Raw genomic sequence first — 20,853 nt, forward strand, 5'->3', positions numbered from 1 at the left:
CAATTGTATTGAATTATCAACCATCTCCATAACTACCAAACGATTTATGAAACGAAACGGAATAGTATTACTGGCTTTTGTAGCCACTTTTTTTCTGGCTTGTGACCCGGTAAGTGAGACTCCTCAGGATCTAGAAGCTCCCGCCATCGACCATGCCGATGGGCATGACGAAATAGAGCCTGAAAACGGGGAGGTATTCAGTGAAACCGCCGATCACACACAGGTAAGATTTTCGGTAGAGGATCCTTCGGGGATCGGTCAGGTTCGGGTAAATGTACACGCCAATTTTGATGGACACAGCCATGCCCGCATGAACAACGATTTTGTCAGACTGGATGTCAACGATATCTACAGTCCGGAGGCATCTAATCCGGATTTTCGATTTCCTGAAGGAAGTACCCGGATCAATATTGATGGCCCAGGTACTGACATTTACTGGACTGGCACCAATTCCCGATTGACCGGACCGGTTATCGCCGGGTCCTACGATGTGGGCATTGAGGCGACGGATATCCACGGCAACCAAACCGGATATGACGACGGAAGCAGCTACCTGGCTACCATTCAAATTCGTACCCCTTATGCCCCTTCGATCAGCATTACCAATCTACACGATGACGAGTTGGAGGGCGAAGTGGGGATACCCTTAACCATTGAGGGCAGCATTAGCAGGACCGGACATGAATTGAGTGCTCCGATTTCCTTTTTATGGATTAGGTTGACAGAGGAGCATGACGACCATGAAGGTGAAGACGATCATAATCACCGCATCTCCGAGGAAGATTACTACGATAAAATGTGGGGAACTTCGGCATGGCTGGAAGAAGGCAGCGGCCCGGATTTACCACATGATGAAATGCTGGATCTTTCTAAAATTTTAACCGGGGATAATGCCATCCAAATACCTTCCGGGGAAGATCATCTGGACTTAGTTATTCGCGCGGAGGATGTAAATGGTAATACAACCGAAAAGGTATTTACGGTGCACATAGAATAAGCAGTACAAAAAAGCGCTTTCCCAAGGAAAGCGCTTTTTTGATTTTTAAGTATATAGTGGTTTAGTTTAGTTTCTTTCCGAACAGTTAATTTAATTTTATCTGAGTGTGCGGCAAATCGACGAGGTACTTAATAAAATCTTCTTTTATCGACCATAAAACAACTTTAACAGATTGAGTTAGTTGATCTGATTTTGCGGAAAAATCACCCAGCTCATAAAATGAATCCCAAAATCCTTGCTGGCTGATAAAGAAAAATGTAACAATAATAATCAGATACTTGGCGGAAAATCTCATAACCCATTTCGTTTAATAATATACTAACATATATTAAACAAAAATGTTTGATTCGTTAAGAAATGAATACGGCAATTATGCTATTTATTAATATATCTAGCTGATATCTAACTTTTTACACAGGATTATGATACACTTCCTCTGAAATAACAATCAGATAGTGATTAACTATTCAGGATAATTAGGTGAACACAATGCTATTTTATGGGTATTAAAATAGTACAGTGATGTATCGTTGCTGCCGATATTTCCGCTAACAAGAATGATATCGTAGTCCGGCCCCTGGTCAGCAAGGTGGATTTTTATATGCCCATCGAAATTTTTTAATGACTCAAAGTCCGGTTCATTGCCATTCGATAGTCTTCCAATAACGGTTCGACTTTGCAGGGTGCGGCTGTCAATGGGGCTAAGCAGCTGTGCAATCGTAGCCTCTTCATCATCAAGATTTCCAAAATGCAAGTGCCCCGTGTAAAAGTAAGGGTCTTCGGAGTTTGCGCCATCCAATTGGATCAATAGCTCCACAGCATCTTCCCTTAGCTCAAAAGTAGCGGTGCCTTCAAAGGCATATTCTCCGGTCTGATATAAAGGATAACTTACGGACTGTATTTCAGGTAAATTTTCTTCCGTTTGGCATCCTGCTAATGCCCATATTACAATTGCGATAAATGGAATATTTTTCATTTGATAGTTGTTTACTCACCAATTTTTAAACGAACAATTAAAATTATTGGTTTATGAAGAACTTAAAATTGTGAAAATATATGAGTAAAATCATTAAACTGGGATGAAAAGATTTTCAAAATTGATCAAGCAGCTAGATCAGACCAACAAGACCGGAGATAAATTAGGGCTGTTGGAAGCTTATTTTGCCGAGGCTCCGGACCAGGACCGTCTTTGGACCATGGCGCTTTTCACCCATAAACGACCCAAAAGAACCATAAACAGCAAACAACTTCGGGACTTATGCTGTGAGATTGCCGAAATTCCCGATTGGCTGTTTGAAGAATCGTATCAAACGGTTGGAGATCTGGCCGAAACCATCGCCCTCGTCCTCCCTGAATCTAAGGGGCATTCCGACAGGCCCTTGCATGGATGGATTCAGTTTTTGGAAGCACTCAGAAACTGCGACGAGATCGATAAAAAAGCAGCCATTCGCCAAGCCTGGCAAATCCTAACCAAAGAGGAGCGCCTGGTCTTTAATAAGCTGATAACCGGCGGTTTTCGGATTGGTGTGAGCCAGCAACTCATTACCAGGGCATTGGCGACCACCTTTGGTTTGGAAAAAACGGCCGTGGCACATCGGATCATGGGCAACTGGAATCCCTGGCAAACATCTTTTAATGATCTGATGTTTCAATCGGATCTTTCTACAGATCTTTCCCGTCCCTATCCATTTTTTCTGGCGCATCCATTGGAAAAACCCGATGACTTACCCGGAGAAAGGTCAGACTGGCAGGCCGAGTGGAAATGGGATGGTATCCGGGGCCAACTTATCCATCGCGGTGGGGAGGTGTTTATTTGGTCCAGGGGAGAAGAATTAGTTACGGATAAATTTCCGGAATTGGAAGCCATGGGAAAAACCATTCCGGATGGCTCCGCTTTGGACGGTGAAATCATGCCTTTTCAGGAAGGTCGGCCACTTCCTTTTGGCCTATTGCAAACCCGATTGGGTAGGAAAAATGTCAGTACCCGTCTTTTAAGAGAAGCACCGGTTTCCTTTATGGCCTATGATTTACTGGAATGGGAAGGCCAGGACGTTCGGCATTGGAAACTTTCCGAAAGAAGAAAAACCCTGGAAAGACTGGTCGGATCTCATTCTGAAGCTAACCTATTACTTTCACAGGTACTCGCTGCCCCTACCTGGACGGAATTGGCTCGAATCCGAGCCCAATCCAGAGAGGTGAAAGCGGAAGGATTGATGCTAAAAAGAAAAGATGGGGTGTACGAAACCGGCAGAAAAAGAGGAGGATGGTGGAAATGGAAAATAGACCCTCTTACCATTGATGGGGTGATGATTTATGCCCAAAAAGGCCACGGGCGCAGGGCAAATATGTATTCGGATTACACCCTTGCGGTTTGGAATGGGGATGCGCTGGTTCCTTTTGCGAAGGCCTATTCCGGCCTGACGGATGCGGAGATGAAATCAGTTGATACCTATGTCAAAAAAAATACCCGAGAGCGATTTGGCCCGGTAAGGACAGTCAAACCCGGCTTGGTTTTTGAAATTGCGTTTGAAGGCATTCAGGAGAGTTCGAGGCATAAATCCGGGATAGCACTTCGGTTTCCACGAATTCACCGCTGGCGAAAAGACAAACCCATTGAGGAAGCCAATTCTCTGGAAGATTTACAGCATTTATTGGAAAAATATGGAAAGTAGCTGGGCAGAGAACTGGTTTCAAGAGAAAGGATGGACGGCGTTTGATTTTCAGAAATCCTGCTGGAAACACTACCTGCAAGGCCAAAGCGGCTTACTGAACGCTCCTACCGGCTCCGGCAAAACCATGGCGCTGTGGATGCCCGTGCTGATGGAATACGTGCGGGAGCATCCCGACTCTTGGAAGAAGCCTCAGAAAAATGGCTTGCAGGTTATCTGGATCACCCCCCTGCGGGCCTTGGCGCAGGACATACACCAGGCCATGAGCCGGGTTTGCGAAGAAACCGGCCTGCCTTGGCGAATAGGGGTCCGAAATGGAGATACCGGAACCGCTGAAAGGCAGAAGCAAAAAAAATCGATGCCGGAATGCCTGATTACCACTCCCGAAAGCCTGCACCTACTGCTTACCCAAAAGGATCACCCCCTCCTTTTTAAAAACCTGAAGGCGATTATCGTCGATGAGTGGCACGAACTGCTGGCCAACAAAAGAGGCATTCAGGTACAACTTGCCCTTAGCCATCTCCGCACCTTGACCATCCAGCCTCTAAAGGTTTGGGGCATATCGGCTACCATCGGCAACCTGGCTCAAGCCCATCAGGTATTGCTCGGTGATGAGCAGCCGGAGCTTATCGTCCGATCCGCAATCAAAAAAGAAATCCAGGTACAATCGATCTTGCCGGATGAAGTGGAACGATACCCCTGGTCCGGGCATCTGGGCATCAGAATGATCCATAAAATACTACCGGTAATCGAAGCCAGTCAAAGCGTCTTGTTATTTACCAACACCCGCTCCCAAACCGAAATCTGGTATCAAAAAATTCTGGAAGCCAAACCGGAATGGGCAGGAATAATGGCCATGCATCACGGCTCCCTGGATCCGGCTGTCCGGGCCTGGGTAGAAGCTTCCCTCCATGAAAAAAAACTCAAATTAGTAGTCTGCACCAGCAGCCTGGACCTGGGAGTAGATTTCAGGCCGGTGGATACCGTTATTCAGGTAGGTGGTCCCAAAGGCGTCACGCGCTTTGTCCAACGTGCAGGCAGGGCAGGCCACCAACCGGGAGCTCTTAGCAGAATCTATTTTATCCCCACCCATTCCCTGGAATTGATAGAAGCAAGTGCCCTAAGACAGGCCATACATAGCGGGCAATACGAGGATCAGGTTCCGTTGGAAAACTGTTACGATGTATTGATTCAGTTTTTGGTCACGCTTGCTTTGGGCGAAGGCTTTTATCCGGACCAACTGTTTCCGGTCATTCAGTCCACGCATTCCTTCCGATCACTTAGCCGCCAGGCGTTTAACTGGATGCTGGAATTTATTACCGTCGGAGGCAATGCCCTGGGAAGCTACGAAGAATTTTCAAAGGTGGAAATCCAATCCGATGGGCTTTACAAGGTAAGTAGTAGGAAAACGGCCATGCGCCATCGCTTGTCTATGGGTACCATTGTCAGTGATCCCATGATCCAGGTAAAATTTATGACCGGAGGTTACATTGGTTCGGTGGAGGAGAGTTTCATATCTAAGTTAAAACCGGGGGACGTTTTTTGGTTTTCCGGAAAAAGCCTGGAGTTTGTCCAAATAAAAGAAATGAAAGCCCTGGTACGCAGGTCAAAAAAGAAAACCGGCACCATTCCCCGTTGGATGGGGGGGCGCATGCCTCTTTCGTCCAGATTGGCCGAACTAATTCGATCCGAGTTGCAAAAAGCGGCTGATCAGCAAGAGGATTCCATAGAGCTAAAGACTATTCAGCCTATTTTGGCCCTACAGGCATCCCTGTCCAAAATTCCGGACCAGAAATCCCTATTGGTAGAAAAATGCAAGAGCAAGGAAGGGTTCCACGTTTTTTTCTTTCCTTTTGAGGGAAGGTTTGTACACGAAGTGCTGGCTGCCTTACTAGCGTATCGCATTAGCATCAGTAATCCCATCAGCCTGAGCATCGCCATGAATGACTATGGCTTTGAATTACTCTCTGATAGCCCCATTCCCATTGAAGAAGCCCTGGAAGAGGATTTATTTTCTGCCCATAATCTGATGGAGGATATCTATGCCAGTATTAATGAAAGCGAAATGGCCAGACGGCGCTTTCGGGAAATTGCGGCCATTGCAGGCCTGGTATTTCAAGGCTACCCCGGGAAGGGTATTCAAACCAGGCATTTACAGGCCAGTTCGGGTATTCTGTATGGCGTATTTGAGACCTATGATCCGGACAATCTCCTATTAGAACAGGCCAGAAGGGAAGTATTGAATGTTCAGATGGAAAAAACCCGTCTAGAAAACGTCATTGAACGCATTAACCGACAAAAAATACAGTTGCTAACTACCCCGAGAATCAGTCCATTTGCCTTTCCGATCATGGTCGACCGACTGAGCAGTAACAGTCTCAGTTCCGAAAAATTGGAAGACCGCGTGCTGCGTCTGCAGGCGGAACTGCTGGCTTAAAACTTGTTTAGAAGCTATTTTAAGTGTAATTTAACCTTTTATTTAGTTACCATAAACCAAAATCACGCCTTTATGAAATCACTATTCCTTTCCCTGCTAATGACCAGCCTTTACGTGGCTTGCATGGGCCAGACACCGCCCAATGGACCGGAAGTCACTGAGCCTGAATGGGACAACTACACCATTGAAACGGTAGTTGATGACCTGAAAATACCTTGGGGAATGACATTTTTGCCCGATGGCAGCCTGCTCATCACCGAGCGTTCGGGAGAACTGATCCATTTCAAAAACGGAGAAAAAACCGAAATCAGCGGAGTCCCGGCCGTATGGGCCAAGGGGCAGGGCGGATTACTTGATGTGGAACTTCATCCGGATTATGCCAACAACGGCTGGATTTATCTTTCCTATTCCTCAGAAGAGGGACCGGGAGATGGAGCACACACGGCGATTAGTCGCGCAAAGCTAGAAGGCGATCGCCTGACGAATCAGGAAGTGCTATACAAAGCCGGCCCCAACACGGAGAAGGGTCAGCATTATGGATCCAGAATCGTGTTTGATACCGATGGATACCTGTTCTTTACCATTGGTGAAAGGGGTAATCGGGATGAAAATCCCCAGGACATTACCCGGGACGGCGGGAAAGTATACCGGTTACACGATGACGGACAGGTGCCGACGGACAATCCTTTTGTAAACTCCACCGGAGCAAAAAAGGCAATTTATTCCTACGGCCACCGAAATCCACAGGGAATGATCGTACATCCCGAGACGGGAGAAATATGGGTTCATGAACACGGCCCTCGCGGCGGTGATGAAATAAATGTAGTCAAAAAAGGGGCGAACTATGGTTGGCCGGAAATATCGTACGGAATCAATTACAATGGCACCGTTCTCACCGAGGAAACCTCCAAGCCTGGTATGGAACAACCGCTTTATTACTGGGTTCCTTCCATTGCCCCGAGTGGATTTGATGTCGTCAGCAGTGACCGGTATCCTCAATGGCAGGGAGATTTGTTGGTAGGTTCGTTAAGCTTTGCTTATCTGGAAAAACTTACCCTAGAAGGGGACAAGGTAACGAAAAGAGAAAAAATCATCGACGGTATGGGCAGGGTCCGAAGCGTAGTGATGGGACCCGATGGCTATATTTATGCCGGTGTGGAAGGAAAGGGTGTTGTAAAAATCGTCCCCTCCGCCAACTAACCTAATTCGCTTGCTATTAAATGAACTGGGAGCAGCAGCAAAAAAAGAAACGAATCGTTGCAGAAAGAATAAATGATGTCGAAAAACACCTATGATTTTATCATTATTGGCGGCGGTTCTGCTGGAAGCGTATTGGCCAATAGACTAAGCAAAGACTCAAAAAACAAGGTTCTCGTCATAGAAGCCGGTAGAATGGACCATGCATGGGATTTTCGGATACACATGCCGGCTGCCCTTACCTACCCGCTTTCTAATAATTTTTACAATTGGGGCTACTCTTCCGACCCGGAGCCCTACATGCATAACCGCCGGATCTACCAGCCAAGAGGCAAAGTGCTGGGAGGCTCCAGTTGTATCAATGGCATGATCTATATCCGGGGCAATGCGTTGGATTTTGAAAAATGGGCTGCGATGGATGGCTTGGAGGATTGGGGGTACGCCCAGTGCCTTCCCTACTTTAAGCGCATGGAAAACCGCTTGGTCGGAGGCGATGACTACCGGGGAGAAGGAGGTCCTTTGCACCTTACCACCCCAAAATGCGACAACCCATTGTTTGATGCCTTTTTTAAATCCGTTCAGCAAGCCGGTTATCCCCTTACCGAGGATGTAAACGGCTATCAACAGGAAGGATTTGGGAAATTTGATGCTACGATCTATAAAGGAAAGCGTTGGAATGCTGCGCGGGCCTACATCCATCCGGTGAAGGACCGTGAAAATCTGACGATTTCCCTCAAATCCACCGTCTCCCGCATCCTATTTGACGGAAACCGAGCCATCGGGGTGGAATACATAAAAGGGAATAAAACGCATAAGGTCTACGGTGAGAAAATTATTTGTAGCGGCGGAGCCATTAATTCCCCTCAGGTTCTTCAGCTATCCGGCATTGGCAACGGTGCTGAACTGAAAAAACTGGGGATTCCGGTAGTAGCAGATCTTAAAGGGGTCGGTGAAAATCTTCAAGATCACCTGGAGGTATACGTGCAGTGGGCTGCCAAAAAACCAGTCAGCCTCTACCCTTCCCTTAAATTTTACAACCAACCAAAAATCGGCCTGGAATGGCTTTTTAATAAAACAGGTATCGGTGCCAGCAACCATTTTGAAGCCGGAGGTTTTATCCGCGGTAACGATGAAGTCGCCTATCCCAACCTGCAATACCATTTTCTCCCCATTGCCATACGCTACGACGGCTCGGCACCGAACGAAGGCCATGGATTCCAGCTTCACGTGGGCCCCATGAACACCGATGTCAGAGGCCATGTGAAGATAAAATCTTCCGATCCCGGTGAATATCCTGGCATTTTGTTCAATTACCTTTCTACGGAGCAAGAACGCAAGGAATGGATAGAGGCCATCCGCTGTACAAGGAGCCTTGTCAATCAACCGGCTTTCGACGAACTGCGGGGAAAAGAAATCTCTCCGGGTGGGGCTGTAGAAACGGATGAAGAAATTCTTGACTTTGTGGCAAGGGAAGGTGAGAGCGCATACCATCCCAGTTGTACCTGTAAAATGGGATATGATAATGAGTCGGTTGTGGATGCCAACCTACAGGTGCATGGCATTGAAAACCTCAGCGTAGTAGATGCTTCTGTGATGCCTGCCATTACCAATGGCAATATCTATGCACCGGTAATCATGATTGCAGAGAAGGCAGCGGATATTTTGTTGGGCAATAGCCCCGAGCCGCCGCAGCAGGCCCCCTACTACACCCATTCAACCGAAGTGGAAAAAAACCAAATTTCCCATTAATGACTATACAACCCTTTTTTATGGATGGCTCCTGGGTAACGGCAATAGCCAGTAACCAACGAACCATCATCAATCCTTTTGATCAAAAGCCCATTGCCCTCGTCGCTGAGGGAGATCGCTCCGATGCCCGGGCAGCCATACAGAGTGCCCGAAAAGCTTTTCACGAAGAAAGCTGGAGCCAGATGCCCGCCCCGGAGCGGGGAAAGATGCTTTATGAACTGGGAGATCTGATCGCCGCCAATAAAGAAAAGTTGGCCGAACTGGAAACGCTCAATACCGGTAAAACCTATACCGAAAGTCTCTGGGACATGGATGACATTGCGGGTATCTTTCGTTATTATGGAGGCCTGGCCGATAAGCATGCGGGAGAAGTCATCGCCAGTCCCAATCCCCAGAGTCATAGCCGACTGGAAAAAGAACCGGTTGGCGTGGTGGGCATGATCTGTCCCTGGAACTATCCCCTGTTACAAGCTGCCTGGAAAATAGCTCCTGCGCTGGCTGCCGGCTGCACCCTGGTGATCAAACCGAGTGAACTCACGCCCTTGAGCACATTGGAATGGACCCGACTGGCCGAAAAAGTAGGCTTCCCAAGAGGTGTTATCAATACCGTTACCGGAGCGGGTGCTACGGTCGGGGCCGAACTGGCAGAAAGCCATGAGGTGGACATGATTTCCTTTACCGGAGGGGTAGTAACGGGCAAAAAAATCATGCAGGCAGCTGCCGGAAATGTAAAAAAAGTAGCATTGGAGCTGGGCGGGAAGAATCCGCATATCCTATTTGAAGACGGGGACTGGGAGACCGCCATTGATTTTATCCTAAACGGCGTTTTTTTTCATGCCGGGCAAATCTGCTCGGCCGGTACCCGGGTAATGGTTCACGCCACTATCCACGATGCGGTGGTGGAACGACTGGAAGCCAGAATCCGCAAAATACGGCTAGGAAACGGAATGGAAGACACCAGCCAAATGGGTCCACTTATTTCCGCAGATCAACGGGAGAAAGTAGAAAATCACGTTCAAACAGCCATCCGTGAAGGTGCAAAACTGGTCTGCGGGGGCAAAAGGCCATCGGGATCTGAATTCAGTCAGGGTTTCTTTTATGAACCCACCCTACTAACCGACTGTACTCCGGAAATGCGCATTGTTCAGGAAGAGGTTTTCGGTCCCGTCGTGCATGTGGAGAAATTTGACAGCGAAGAGGAAGCCGTACGGCAGGCCAATGATACCATTTATGGTCTGTCAGGAGGATTCTGGTCAAACGATCCTGGTCGAATATCCAGGGTGTCCAAAGCCCTTCGTTTTGGTACCATATGGATCAATGATTTTAACGTGTACTTTACACAGGCTCCCTGGGGAGGGTACAAGCAGTCCGGCCTGGGCAGAGAACTGGGCACAACCGGCCTGGAGGAATTTCAGGAGATCAAGCATGTCTATCAAAACTTCAACCCCCAAGCCCTCAACTGGTTCGGGAAATAACCCCTTAACGCTATCGACACCACAAGCCTAGGAATTATCGTCACCATTTTTTTTTACCTGATCATTTTGCTCACGGGCTATTATGCCAGCAGAAAGGAATCGGGTGATCAAACTTCCCAGGGAATGTTGCTGGCAGGTCGGAAAATGCCCGCCTGGATAGGTATTTTTACGATGACTGCTACTTGGGTCGGAGGCGGATACATCATTGGTACCAGCGAGGCAGTGTTTGACAGTGCCCGTGGCCTGGTATGGGCGCAGGCTCCCTGGGGTTATGCCCTAAGCCTGATTCTCGGAGGTTTGTTCTTTGCCCGTAAAATCCGGAGTTTTGGATTCACCACCTTTATCGATGTATTTGAAAACAAATACGGGAAAAAAACCGCTGCCATTCTGTTTATCCCTGCCCTGATCGGGGAAATTTTCTGGAGTGCGGCCATTTTGGCGGCCCTGGGAATCACTTTTGCCACCATTTTCGGTTTGGATCTGGAAACCTCCATCCTCGTCTCGGCCGCCATTGCCGTAGGCTATACCATGCTGGGTGGACTATGGTCGGTGGCCTACACGGATGTAGTGCAATTGATTTTTATCATCATTGGCCTGGGTATCAGCATTCCATTTGCCCTGGATAAAATCGGCGGAATGGATCAGGCGCTGGTCCTATACGATCAGAGTATCAGTCATGGATTTCGAATTTTTCCTTCCCTGGAGGCGTTTACCGGCAACGATCCGGAATGGGGAAACGGCATTTGGGTATGGCTGGATTTTGCACTGCTGCTGATTATGGGAGGCATTCCCTGGCAAGTCTATTTCCAACGGGTATTGTCCTCGAGTTCGGATCGGTCAGCTGTTCGGCTTTCCATCTATGGAGGAATTTGCTGTGCGCTGATGGCTATACCAGCCGTGCTGATCGGCCTGGCCGGTGTGGGATTTGACTGGAGTAATTCTTCCCTGGGAGTAGCACCAGAGGCCACCATGGTCCTGCCTTACGTACTATTGGAAATGACCCCGCCCCTGATCGCGGCGCTGGGACTGGGAGCCGTAGCCGCGGCTGTCATGTCCTCCGTCGATTCCTCCGTGCTTTCGGCCGCTTCCATGTTTACCTGGAACCTATACCGGCCCCTGCTTCGTCCGGGATGCACAGACAAACAGATTAAAGCTACCATCCGCTGGGCCATTCTGGGAATCGGCTCCATCGCCACCTGGCTCGCACTTACGCTTCAAAGTGTGTACGAACTTTGGTACCTTTGTGCTGATTTGGTCTATGTCATCCTGTTTCCACAGTTGGTTTTGGCACTTTATTTCAAAAAAAGCAACCAGTACGGAGCCATCGCCGGGATTTTGGTAGGGCTGGTATTGCGCTTTGGAGGTGGAGAGCCAATATTCGGGATTGAACCCTTTCTACCCTATCCCATGAATGATCCGGTCGAAGGACTCCAATTCCCTTTCCGAACCTTTGCCATGCTGGCCAGTTTACTTACCATTGTTGTCATTTCCCTATTAACGCCACAAACTTCCGACACCCACGAAAAATGATTAAATCGAACTAAATCATGAAATCCTGGTTTTTATTATCCCTCCTTTGCTTTCTTTCGGTAATTACCTTGGCTCAAACCGAAAAAATAATTCTCGATACCGATCTGGATTCGGATGTTGACGATGTAGGAGCTATTGCCATGCTGCATACCCTGGCCGACCACGAACGCGTAGAAATTTTGGGAATAATTGTTACCAGCAATGACCTTTTTGCCCCCCAGTGCGCCGATGTCCTTAATCATTATTTCAAGCGCCCTACCATTCCGATTGGCGTTGAAAAAGGAATTCCCTTAGAAAACGCTTCCAAATACACCAAGGCCCTTACCCAGGCTTTTCCACATCGGCTACAAAACTATGACGATGCCGAAGATGCCATTCAACTTTATCGCAAGCTGCTGGCAGCGGAACCGGACAGTAGCGTCACCATTGTGACCATCGGCCATTTGACTAATCTCAGGCATCTCATCGAATCCGCTCCGGATGCCATCAGTGAACTTTCCGGACTGGAATTGATTGAAAAAAAGGTAAAACTATGGGCCTGCATGGGCGGTCAGTTTCCCGAAGGCAAAGAAGCAAATTTTTATAGGCCGGATCCGGAATCTACCAAAATAGCAGTGGATCAATGGCCGGGCAGGGTGATTTATTCCGGCTGGGAGATTGGCAATAATATCATCACGGGCGGGACCTACTTGAAAAAATCCCTTTCCCCGGCAAGCCCCGTTTACATGGGGTACGAACGATACAATGATTTTGCGGGAAGGCAAAGCTGGGACCAATCGATTTTGCTGTACCTTATCTCTCCCGACAGCTACTGGAACTTATCCCCCAGTGGCAAGGCTCTGGTTCGGGAAGATGGCAGCAATGCATGGAAACGAGATGAAGGTGCCCATCAACAGTACCTGACCGAAAAGACTCCACCGAGGGAGCTGGCCAAAATTATTGATGCCCTGATGGTAGGCATCTATCGGGATGGGTTTTAAAATACCGTTTTTTTGCCTCTTTAAATATTTTTTGTAATAATTTATTCTATTTGGTATATTTATTTAATGATCTGATTCACAAAGTGATAATAAGTTGATCCTTTGCTGAAAACGGAGGGTAAAAAATAAAATGGTGGAATAGGGAGAACGAATTATTTTTGATTGAATCAGGTATTTTCGTTTCGTCTTGCAATAACCAATTTTCTGCTATGAAATTGTTCTACCTACTACTGTTATTGGTTTTGCATTGGGACATAACAGGTCTTAAGGCTCAATCAGAATTAAGCTTTGAGCATTTATCCGAGCAGGATGGACTATCTCACAATAGGGTATTAAGTATTCATCAAGACAAAGAGGGTTTTATCTGGTTTGGTACCTGGGAGGGATTGAACAGGTTTGATGGATACACGTTTACTGTATTTCAACCAGATCCCGATAATGCGTTGGAAACCCTTAGCCACAATGTTATTTCCGACATTGCTGAGGACAAAGATGGTCATTTATGGTTAGCTACGCGAGGAGGTGGACTCAATCATATTGATAAAATCACCGGCAAAGTTACTACTTACCTGCTTGACTCTATTGGCGACATTTACTGGAACGCCCTGGGTGATATTTATGATGACAGCAAGGGAGATTTTTGGATAAGCGGTGCCGGTGGATTAGCCAGATTTGAGCTAGAAAGTCGCACCTTGACCTGTTATCCCTCCCCTGAAGAAGCAACAATGATTGTTTCGGTAGCCGAAGATCCTATGGGAAGGCTGTGGGCTGCTTCCACTGGAAAGCTGTATCATTTTGACCGTTCTAACGGTAAATTTATTCCTGTTTCTTTAGATTCATTCTCCGCTGTTCAATTCACAGCCTTGCATGTAGACAAGGAGGGAATCCTTTGGGTGGGGACCAATGGGGATGGACTTTTCCGCTTAAATACCCGAAATCCTTCGCCACAGCTAAATTCCTATAATCCTGGGGGGCAGATCAATAAAATAATAAATGGTACCAATGGCAAACTCTACGAAGACAATTCGGGGATTATATGGCTGACTACCACCAACGGTTTACAGCGGATAGACAAGAAAACCGATCAGGTCCTTACCTTTCGGTCGGACCCCCTTTTTCCAGGCAGCTTGAGTAACAATACCGTGCAAGCTGTCCTGATGGACAATAATGGACACCTCTGGGTGGGCACCACCAACGGTATTAATAAACTGACGGTCAACACCAAAGATTACCGGTCATTCCAGATAAAGCCTACTCCCCAACTGTTTCATTTGGATGAGAATAACATTACACATCTTGTAGAAGATGAAAATGGAATAATATGGCTGGGGAATTCGGGGAAAACAAAGGATTCCAAAATACCCGGTGGAGGATTGTTTCAATTTGACCCCAAGGTTAACGACATTAAAAAAATTAACCTTCCATTTGCCGATTCATCGGGAATATCCAAAAACCAATTTTTTATTCCCTACCTGGATCACAGCGGTAACATGTGGATAGGTACGGATCAGGCTTTATTATGTCTGGATAAGGGGACTGGCAAATTTATACAATACCCAACTGCAGTTCGGATTCAGGCCATAGCGGAAGATAAATCTGGGAAACTATGGTTTGGTGGCTCCAAAGGGGGCTATATTTTCCAAGGTGCACTTGTCAGTTTTGATCCGGATATAAAGAAATTTACTTACTACTGGTTTGATCCAGAGGATAAAACCGGATTTAATTATCACAATGTCAGCGCAATAACTGTAAGCCAATCCGGGGATATTTGGGTTGCCACTCCTGGTAGGGGAATCAACCGTTTAAATCCCAAATCAGGAAAATTTACCTATTACAGGCCCCGCCATCCATATGACCCTGGCAGTATTACAGATAAAGACATCAGGGCCATCTACGAAGATTCTCGTGGAATAATCTGGGTCGGGACCAATCAGGGAGGCCTCAATCGGTTTGACGACGAAACGGAAAAATTTATTTCTTACACGGTCAACCAGGGTTTGCCAAGTAACCACATAGAAAGTATTGTGGAGGACCATTGGGGTAATTTGTGGATAGGAACTAGCAAAGGTCTTTCCCAGTTGGATCCTCACACGATGACCTTCCAAAATTACGGCACCATGGACGGACTGCCCGGCAATATGTTTAACCAGGGGAGTAAAAGCCGCAAAAATGGTAAATTATTCTTTGGCACCACTAATGGATTTGTCGTATTCCACCCGGACAGCATCAAAGATAACAGTAACATTCCTCCGGTGTATATTACAGGTCTCAGTGTTCTTGAAAAACCCATTCCTTTACCCGAGGACGGAAAGCTGGAATTTTCCCATAATGAAAATTTTATATCCTTTAATTATGTAGCTCTTGATTACACAGCGCCGGAAAAAAATCAGTATGCATACCAATTAGAAGGAGTAGACAGAAATTGGGTCCATGCAGGCACCAACCGATCTGCCAATTATACTGACCTTAAACCAGGAAATTATACTTTCCGGGTAAAGGCTTCCAATAATGACGGGTTGTGGAATGAAGAAGGTGCCTCAGCCTCCATTAGCATTTTACCCCCATGGTGGCAGACATGGTGGGCCTACACCGGATATGGCTTACTCTTTTTGATGGGCCTGCTTATGGCACAGCGGGAGACGGTACGGCGGGAGCGCATAAAGGCAGGTATGCATCTCCAGCAGGTGGAGGCGGAAAAACTTCGTGAGATGGACACCCTTAAATCACGCTTCTTTTCCAATATATCCCATGAATTCCGTACCCCTTTGTCCCTAATCCTGGGCACGGTAGAAGTATTTTCTCATCAGGAAAAACAACCTACCGACCGGCTTTTAGGTTATAGGCTAATACAACGCAGTGCCGATCGTCTACTACAGCTGGTCAACCAGCTTCTGGACCTGTCTCGTTTGGAGGCAGGGAAATTGCGACTTCAACTTCAACCTGGAGATATAGTCGGCTTTCTGTCCCTATTATCAAGCTCTTTCTCTTCTTTTTTTGCCAACAAAGGAATCCGCTACAAATATCAATTACCACAGGACTCTCTTTGGGTGCTTTTCGATACGGATAAGGTGGAGAAAATGGTTTCAAACCTGCTCACGAACGCCTGCAAGTTTACCCCTGCGGGTGGAGAAGTTATGCTGGAAGTAAAAGCAGATCGGCCCGATTCGGCACAGGGATCGTTGAACATTTCCGTGCACGACACAGGTGTTGGTATTCCAAAAGAAATGGTCTCCAGAGTGTTTGAGCGATTCTTTCAGGCCGATCTCTCATTGACCCGAGCCTATGAGGGGACTGGTATCGGACTGGCGCTAACCAAAGAGCTGGTGGAGCTGCACGGTGGCACCATCAGGGTGGACAGTATACCGGGTGAAGGCTCCCACTTCCTGATCACGCTTCCTTTACAGATCATAGAAAAGCCGGAGTCAAACCTGCAGAAAGAATTATTAATCAAACAGCAGCACCTTCTGGGAAATAAAGCCAATTTCATCTCCGAAACTCCCGTTCCCAATAAGATTGAAAAAAAAGCCAAAAAGTACCAAACCATTGTGCTTGTGATAGAGGACAATGCTGATCTTTGCCATTTTATTAAAAATAGCCTTCCAGCCGAATTTGCTGTGTTTGAGGCTGAAGATGGGAATATAGGATGGAAAAAGGCATTGGAGCTGGGACCTGATCTGATCATCAGTGATGTGATGATGCCCGGGCTGGACGGGATTAGCCTTTGCGATCGGCTGAAGAAGGATGAACGTACCAGTCATATCGCAGTCATTTTGCTTACAGCCAAAGCAGATATGGAAAGCAAATTAGCAGGGCTGGAAACCGGGGCAGATGAGTACCTTACAAAGCCTTTCAGCATGAAGGAGCTTCAGGTACGGGTGCAAAACCAGATTGCCTACCGCCAGCGTCTACGGGAGCGTTTCAGTCGATCTGTCACCTTACAACCGAAAGAAATGGCAGTGAATTCGGTAGATGAGCGATTTTTGCAAAAGGTGATGGGAATCCTGGAAGCACATTTTTCAGACCCAATGTTTGACCTTGTTTTTTTTAGTCAGGAACTTGGTCTTAGTCGGGTCCACCTTCACCGGAAATTAAAGTCTCTTGCAGGTCAGTCACCAGGTGATTTGATTCGCACCTACCGACTAAAAAAGGCGGTCCACCTTCTAGAACAGCAAGCTGGAAATATCAGTGAGGTGGCCTATGCGGTAGGGTTCAACAGTCTGACCTACTTTGCCAAGTGTTTTAAAAGTTTTTATGGACAAACCCCAACTGAATTTATTTCCGATTTACGTAAAGGTAAGGTGAAACAAAACTGATTTTTGACCTTACTTGGAATTAAAATTTGGGTAAGCATTTTTGGATCTTATCAATCCTTACCAGGCTTCTCATTAAAATGGATTAACTCTCAAAATCCGGGGTGAAAACCAATTAAATTCCTTGTCCAGTTCCTGTTTAAACGGCTATGTAACAATTTCTTGACTATTGGGAATAATAGTGCTAACCACAGTCGTAACCTTTTTTATAAGTTTATTTAAAAATTTTGAAATAATAGACAAAGGGTGAACTCTTTTTCGACTTTGAACCCTAACAGGTTCGGGTTTCGGAAATTAATAGGTCCCCTAATTTGTCACGAACAGTCAAATAAAAAAACATCAACTACCTGGTAAAACCCTAAATAAAAAAAGACCATGACTACAGTTAAAGCATATGCTGCTCAAGATGCATCCACCCCTCTGGCTCCTTTTTCCATTGAAAGACGAGAACCAGGACCTCATGATATCTCCATTCAGATCCTCTTCTGCGGAGTCTGTCATACAGACATCCATTTTGTACGAAATGACATCGGGATGTCACTGTATCCCATGGTACCTGGCCATGAAATAGTCGGTCGGGTTCTTCAGGTTGGCAATAAAGTGGAAAAATTCAAAGCGGGTGATTATGCCGGAGTAGGATGTCTGGTTGATTCCTGCCGGGAATGTGGAAACTGTAGCGATGGTTTGGAACAATACTGCGAGAATGGTTTTGTATTAACGTACAGCTTCTATGAAAAGGACGGAAAGACGGTAACCCAGGGAGGATATTCATCCCAAATTGTGGTAGATGAACGGTTTGTTTTAAAAGTATCCGATGCACTTCCGCTTGAGAAGGTAGCACCATTGCTTTGTGCGGGCATCACCACCTATTCTCCCATGAAGTATTGGAAAATTGGTAGAGGCCATAAAGTAGGTGTCCTCGGTTTAGGCGGTCTCGGCCACATGGCTGTAAAATTTGCGGCCTCTTTTGGTGCTGAGGTAACCGTCCTAAGTACTTCTCCATCTAAAGAAGCGGATGCCAAAAGGCTTGGAGCAAAGCAATTTGTTTTAACAAACGATGAAGACCAACTTAAGAAGGTTACTAATTATTTTGATTTCATCATCGATACCGTGTCTTCCAATCATGACTATGAAAAATACCTTTACTTACTTTCACCAAGTTCCACCCTCATTTTACTCGGCGTTGCCACCGAACCGATGAAGTTACCCGCTATTCACATGGTCTTTAACCGAAAAGCTGTTGCAGGGTCTATCATTGGCGGACTTCCTGAAACACAGGAAATGTTGGACTATTGCGCAGCGCATAACATCACAGCAGATGTAGAAGTGATACCTATCCAGCAAATAAATGAGGCCTATGAGCGGATACTAAAAGGAGATATAAAATACAGGTTTGTGATTGATATGGCTACTTTGTAAAATTTAAGAATAAGGCTTATTTAATAAGAAATTTTTGTTTAAATGAATTCAGGCATGAAAAACTCAATCAAGTATGTTTTGGTACTGAATGGCTTTTTGCTGGCTGCTACCTGCTTTGGACAGGTAGCAGACCAGTCAGATGAAAAAGCAATCATTTCCTGGATTGAGAAACATGCGGTTCCTATCCGGCATCTGGAGGCAGGTAATGGGTATGAAGATTTGCAGCCCCTTAAGGAAATGTTAAAAGACGTAAAAGTGGTAGGTCTTGGGGAGGCTACCCATGGGACCAGAGAATTTTTCCAGATAAAACACCGTCTACTGGAATTTTTGGTAAATGAGTTGGGATATACGGGTTTTGCCATAGAAGCCCCCTATTTTGCCTGTAAGCCGATTAACGACTATATCCTCCATGGGGAAGGAGATTTGTCCTCCATACTCACGGGGCAGGGATATGTCGTTTGGGATACAGAGGAGATGGTAGCGATGATCCAATGGATGAGATCTTATAACCAACATTTACCTGTGGAGAGGCAGGTTAAATTTTATGGTTTAGACCTTGCTTACCAGGAAATCGGGAGAAAAGAGGTATTGAGTTACCTTGAAAGGGTAGCCCCGGATTGGAAATTGCAAACAGATTCGATATTCAGGATCCTGGCAAAGGAGGAAGAAAAATGGCCTATGCAAAAAGATGGTGGATTTGATAAGCTAATGTTGACCACCTTGCCGTCGATTCAAACTTTAATGGATTATCTAGTGGTCAATAAGGAACCGCTGGTCAAAAAATCATCATCACCCGAATTTGAACAGGCGTTGCATAATCTCCGTGTGATGCGACAATTTATCTTTGCCAACACACCTGCGCTGAAGCCTCCCTTTATAGACGGTGTCATGGTTAGATCCCTATCCATGGCCGAAAACTTGATCTACCTTGTAGACCAGGCGGGTCCGGACGCAAAATTTGTCGTTTGGGAACACAATTCCCATATCGCCAAGAATATCTGGAAGGAAACGAATCTCTGGAGAGGGACCACTTTAATGGGATATCAGCTAAGAAAAAAATATGGTGAAAAATATTATGCCATTGGATTGGAAGTGAATCAGGGATCCTATCAAACCCGCCTAAGCGTACCTCCTAACCTTCTGGGAGACCTGAAATCGATACCCATACCTCCTGCACCCGTTGACTCCTGGCCATGGTACCTTTCCCAGTCAACTGTTGAAAACTTTTTAATTGACTTCCGGAAAGCCTCTTATCCTACGGAAGTTGAAGCATGGATAAACGCTCCACAACAACTATTTCTTACCGGTTGGGTACATGATCCCCAACGGACCTATGCTGAGCTGGAAGTCGGTAGATTGTATGATGGAATCATCCATATACGCAGTACAAACCCAACCCGTCCTACAACAAATGCATTGAAAACTGCGGCCGCAGGGAAAGGACTTTGAAATATTTAGAGAAATCTATCGGATTATTTTGCCTCAATTGAGTGCAATACAGACAATAGGAAAGAAAAAATTACTGGAATTATGCTTAACAGTTTGCCTGCAGATTTTGAGATTAGGAAGTCTTACCTGAGTGACGGAAAAAGTAATTTGACGAAGGGATTAAGGAAAATCCCTGTCTACCCTATTAAATGGCAGTAAAAAAAATGCCGGAGCCCCATTGTTCATGAAGCCCCGGACAAACCCTACATTAAAAAATAACCAACTAACCAATATCCATTTCAAAAGGCTATTCCTACCCTTTTATTCAAGCTACCTACTCATCTCCAAAAATCCGATGATCCAAACTCAAAAATTTCTTTTAATCTTATTCCTGTTTGATGAAATAAAGGTAATAGATAAAAATTAGTAATTATAGTATTTTACAATATTTTTTACTTTAAAAATGAACAAAACAGTTTTTTAATTTTGAATTACATAAATTTTAGTGTGGATAATTTTAAATCACCAATAGTGTATTTTCCATGATGAAAAAGTCGGTTTATCCAATATAGCGCACTTAATTTCAATAGGTTACAATTATTCTAGCGAAGCGATCATTTCCCACTCAGATTTTAACCCCAGGACCTAAAAAATTGGCAATT

The 20,853-nt window shown here is 45.9% G+C and carries 12 protein-coding genes; 11 read left to right on the forward strand and 1 reads right to left on the reverse strand.

Translation table 11 applies throughout. The features are described 5' to 3' along the window. Positions 1-46 precede the first annotated feature (46 nt). Positions 47-997 (forward strand): DUF4625 domain-containing protein, encoded by a 951-nt coding sequence (locus GJS45_RS02260; RefSeq protein ID WP_162339809.1) that lies wholly within the window; start codon positions 47-49, stop codon positions 995-997. Positions 998-1,460: 463 nt separating this feature from the next. On the opposite strand, the gene GJS45_RS02270 is transcribed toward GJS45_RS02260, so the two are convergent. Then, positions 1,461-1,973 carry a hypothetical protein gene (locus GJS45_RS02270; protein WP_162339811.1) on the reverse strand — a complete coding sequence of 171 codons (513 nt, stop codon included), beginning with the start codon at positions 1,971-1,973 and terminating at the stop codon, positions 1,461-1,463. Positions 1,974-2,076: 103 nt separating this feature from the next. Here GJS45_RS02270 and GJS45_RS02275 point away from each other — a divergent pair, with 103 nt between their 5' ends. The 10 genes from GJS45_RS02275 (at position 2,077) to GJS45_RS02320 (ending at position 20,212) form a co-directional block, all read left to right on the forward strand. Further along, positions 2,077-3,669, forward strand: coding sequence for an ATP-dependent DNA ligase (locus tag GJS45_RS02275; protein ID WP_162339812.1), 1,593 nt, complete (start codon positions 2,077-2,079; stop codon positions 3,667-3,669). Next, positions 3,659-6,103 (forward strand): ligase-associated DNA damage response DEXH box helicase, encoded by a 2,445-nt coding sequence (locus GJS45_RS02280; RefSeq protein WP_162339813.1) that lies wholly within the window; start codon positions 3,659-3,661, stop codon positions 6,101-6,103. The genes GJS45_RS02275 and GJS45_RS02280 overlap by 11 nt, the downstream gene beginning before the upstream one ends. 72 nt (positions 6,104-6,175) lie before the next feature. Then, positions 6,176-7,303, forward strand: a complete 1,128-nt coding sequence (locus GJS45_RS02285; RefSeq protein ID WP_162339814.1) for a PQQ-dependent sugar dehydrogenase — start codon at positions 6,176-6,178, stop codon at positions 7,301-7,303. Positions 7,304-7,375: 72 nt separating this feature from the next. Continuing rightward, positions 7,376-9,049 (forward strand): choline dehydrogenase, encoded by a 1,674-nt coding sequence (betA, locus tag GJS45_RS02290; protein WP_235954548.1) that lies wholly within the window; start codon positions 7,376-7,378, stop codon positions 9,047-9,049. Next, positions 9,049-10,524 (forward strand): aldehyde dehydrogenase family protein, encoded by a 1,476-nt coding sequence (locus tag GJS45_RS02295; protein WP_162339815.1) that lies wholly within the window; start codon positions 9,049-9,051, stop codon positions 10,522-10,524. Before betA ends, GJS45_RS02295 begins: the two co-directional genes overlap by 1 nt. Before the next feature lie 66 nt (positions 10,525-10,590). Continuing rightward, positions 10,591-12,054: a sodium:solute symporter family protein gene (locus GJS45_RS02300; protein ID WP_235954549.1), complete on the forward strand. Its 1,464-nt coding sequence runs from the start codon at positions 10,591-10,593 to the stop codon at positions 12,052-12,054. A 17-nt stretch (positions 12,055-12,071) separates the two neighbouring features. Further along, positions 12,072-13,034 (forward strand): nucleoside hydrolase, encoded by a 963-nt coding sequence (locus GJS45_RS02305; RefSeq protein ID WP_162339816.1) that lies wholly within the window; start codon positions 12,072-12,074, stop codon positions 13,032-13,034. A gap of 209 nt (positions 13,035-13,243) precedes the next feature. After that, on the forward strand, positions 13,244-17,347 hold the full coding sequence (locus GJS45_RS02310; RefSeq protein ID WP_162339817.1) for a hybrid sensor histidine kinase/response regulator transcription factor: 4,104 nt from the start codon (positions 13,244-13,246) through the stop codon (positions 17,345-17,347). 372 nt (positions 17,348-17,719) lie between these two features. Further along, a complete protein-coding gene (locus GJS45_RS02315; protein ID WP_162339818.1) occupies positions 17,720-18,763 on the forward strand; it encodes an NAD(P)-dependent alcohol dehydrogenase in 1,044 nt (347 codons plus the stop codon). A gap of 54 nt (positions 18,764-18,817) precedes the next feature. Then, positions 18,818-20,212: an erythromycin esterase family protein gene (locus GJS45_RS02320; RefSeq protein ID WP_162339819.1), complete on the forward strand. Its 1,395-nt coding sequence runs from the start codon at positions 18,818-18,820 to the stop codon at positions 20,210-20,212. Positions 20,213-20,853 lie beyond the last annotated feature (641 nt).

Origin of the sequence: Cyclobacterium salsum (assembly GCF_010119245.1) — a bacterium.
In the GTDB taxonomy this organism is placed as follows: Bacteria; Bacteroidota; Bacteroidia; order Cytophagales; family Cyclobacteriaceae; genus Cyclobacterium; species Cyclobacterium salsum.

Excerpts from the sequence above, each read along its gene's own strand:
- GJS45_RS02280 (WP_162339813.1), top strand. The coding sequence starts at position 3,659 with ATGGAAAGTAGCTGGGCAGAGAACTGGTTTCAAGAGAAAGGATGGACG.
- GJS45_RS02270 (WP_162339811.1), bottom strand. The coding sequence starts at position 1,973 with ATGAAAAATATTCCATTTATCGCAATTGTAATATGGGCATTAGCAGGA.
- GJS45_RS02275 (WP_162339812.1), top strand. The coding sequence starts at position 2,077 with ATGAAAAGATTTTCAAAATTGATCAAGCAGCTAGATCAGACCAACAAG.
- GJS45_RS02260 (WP_162339809.1), top strand. The coding sequence starts at position 47 with ATGAAACGAAACGGAATAGTATTACTGGCTTTTGTAGCCACTTTTTTT.
- GJS45_RS02315 (WP_162339818.1), top strand. The coding sequence starts at position 17,720 with ATGACTACAGTTAAAGCATATGCTGCTCAAGATGCATCCACCCCTCTG.
- GJS45_RS02320 (WP_162339819.1), top strand. The coding sequence starts at position 18,818 with ATGAAAAACTCAATCAAGTATGTTTTGGTACTGAATGGCTTTTTGCTG.
- GJS45_RS02285 (WP_162339814.1), top strand. The coding sequence starts at position 6,176 with ATGAAATCACTATTCCTTTCCCTGCTAATGACCAGCCTTTACGTGGCT.
- betA (WP_235954548.1), top strand. The coding sequence starts at position 7,376 with ATGATGTCGAAAAACACCTATGATTTTATCATTATTGGCGGCGGTTCT.
- GJS45_RS02305 (WP_162339816.1), top strand. The coding sequence starts at position 12,072 with ATGAAATCCTGGTTTTTATTATCCCTCCTTTGCTTTCTTTCGGTAATT.
- GJS45_RS02295 (WP_162339815.1), top strand. The coding sequence starts at position 9,049 with ATGACTATACAACCCTTTTTTATGGATGGCTCCTGGGTAACGGCAATA.
- GJS45_RS02310 (WP_162339817.1), top strand. The coding sequence starts at position 13,244 with ATGAAATTGTTCTACCTACTACTGTTATTGGTTTTGCATTGGGACATA.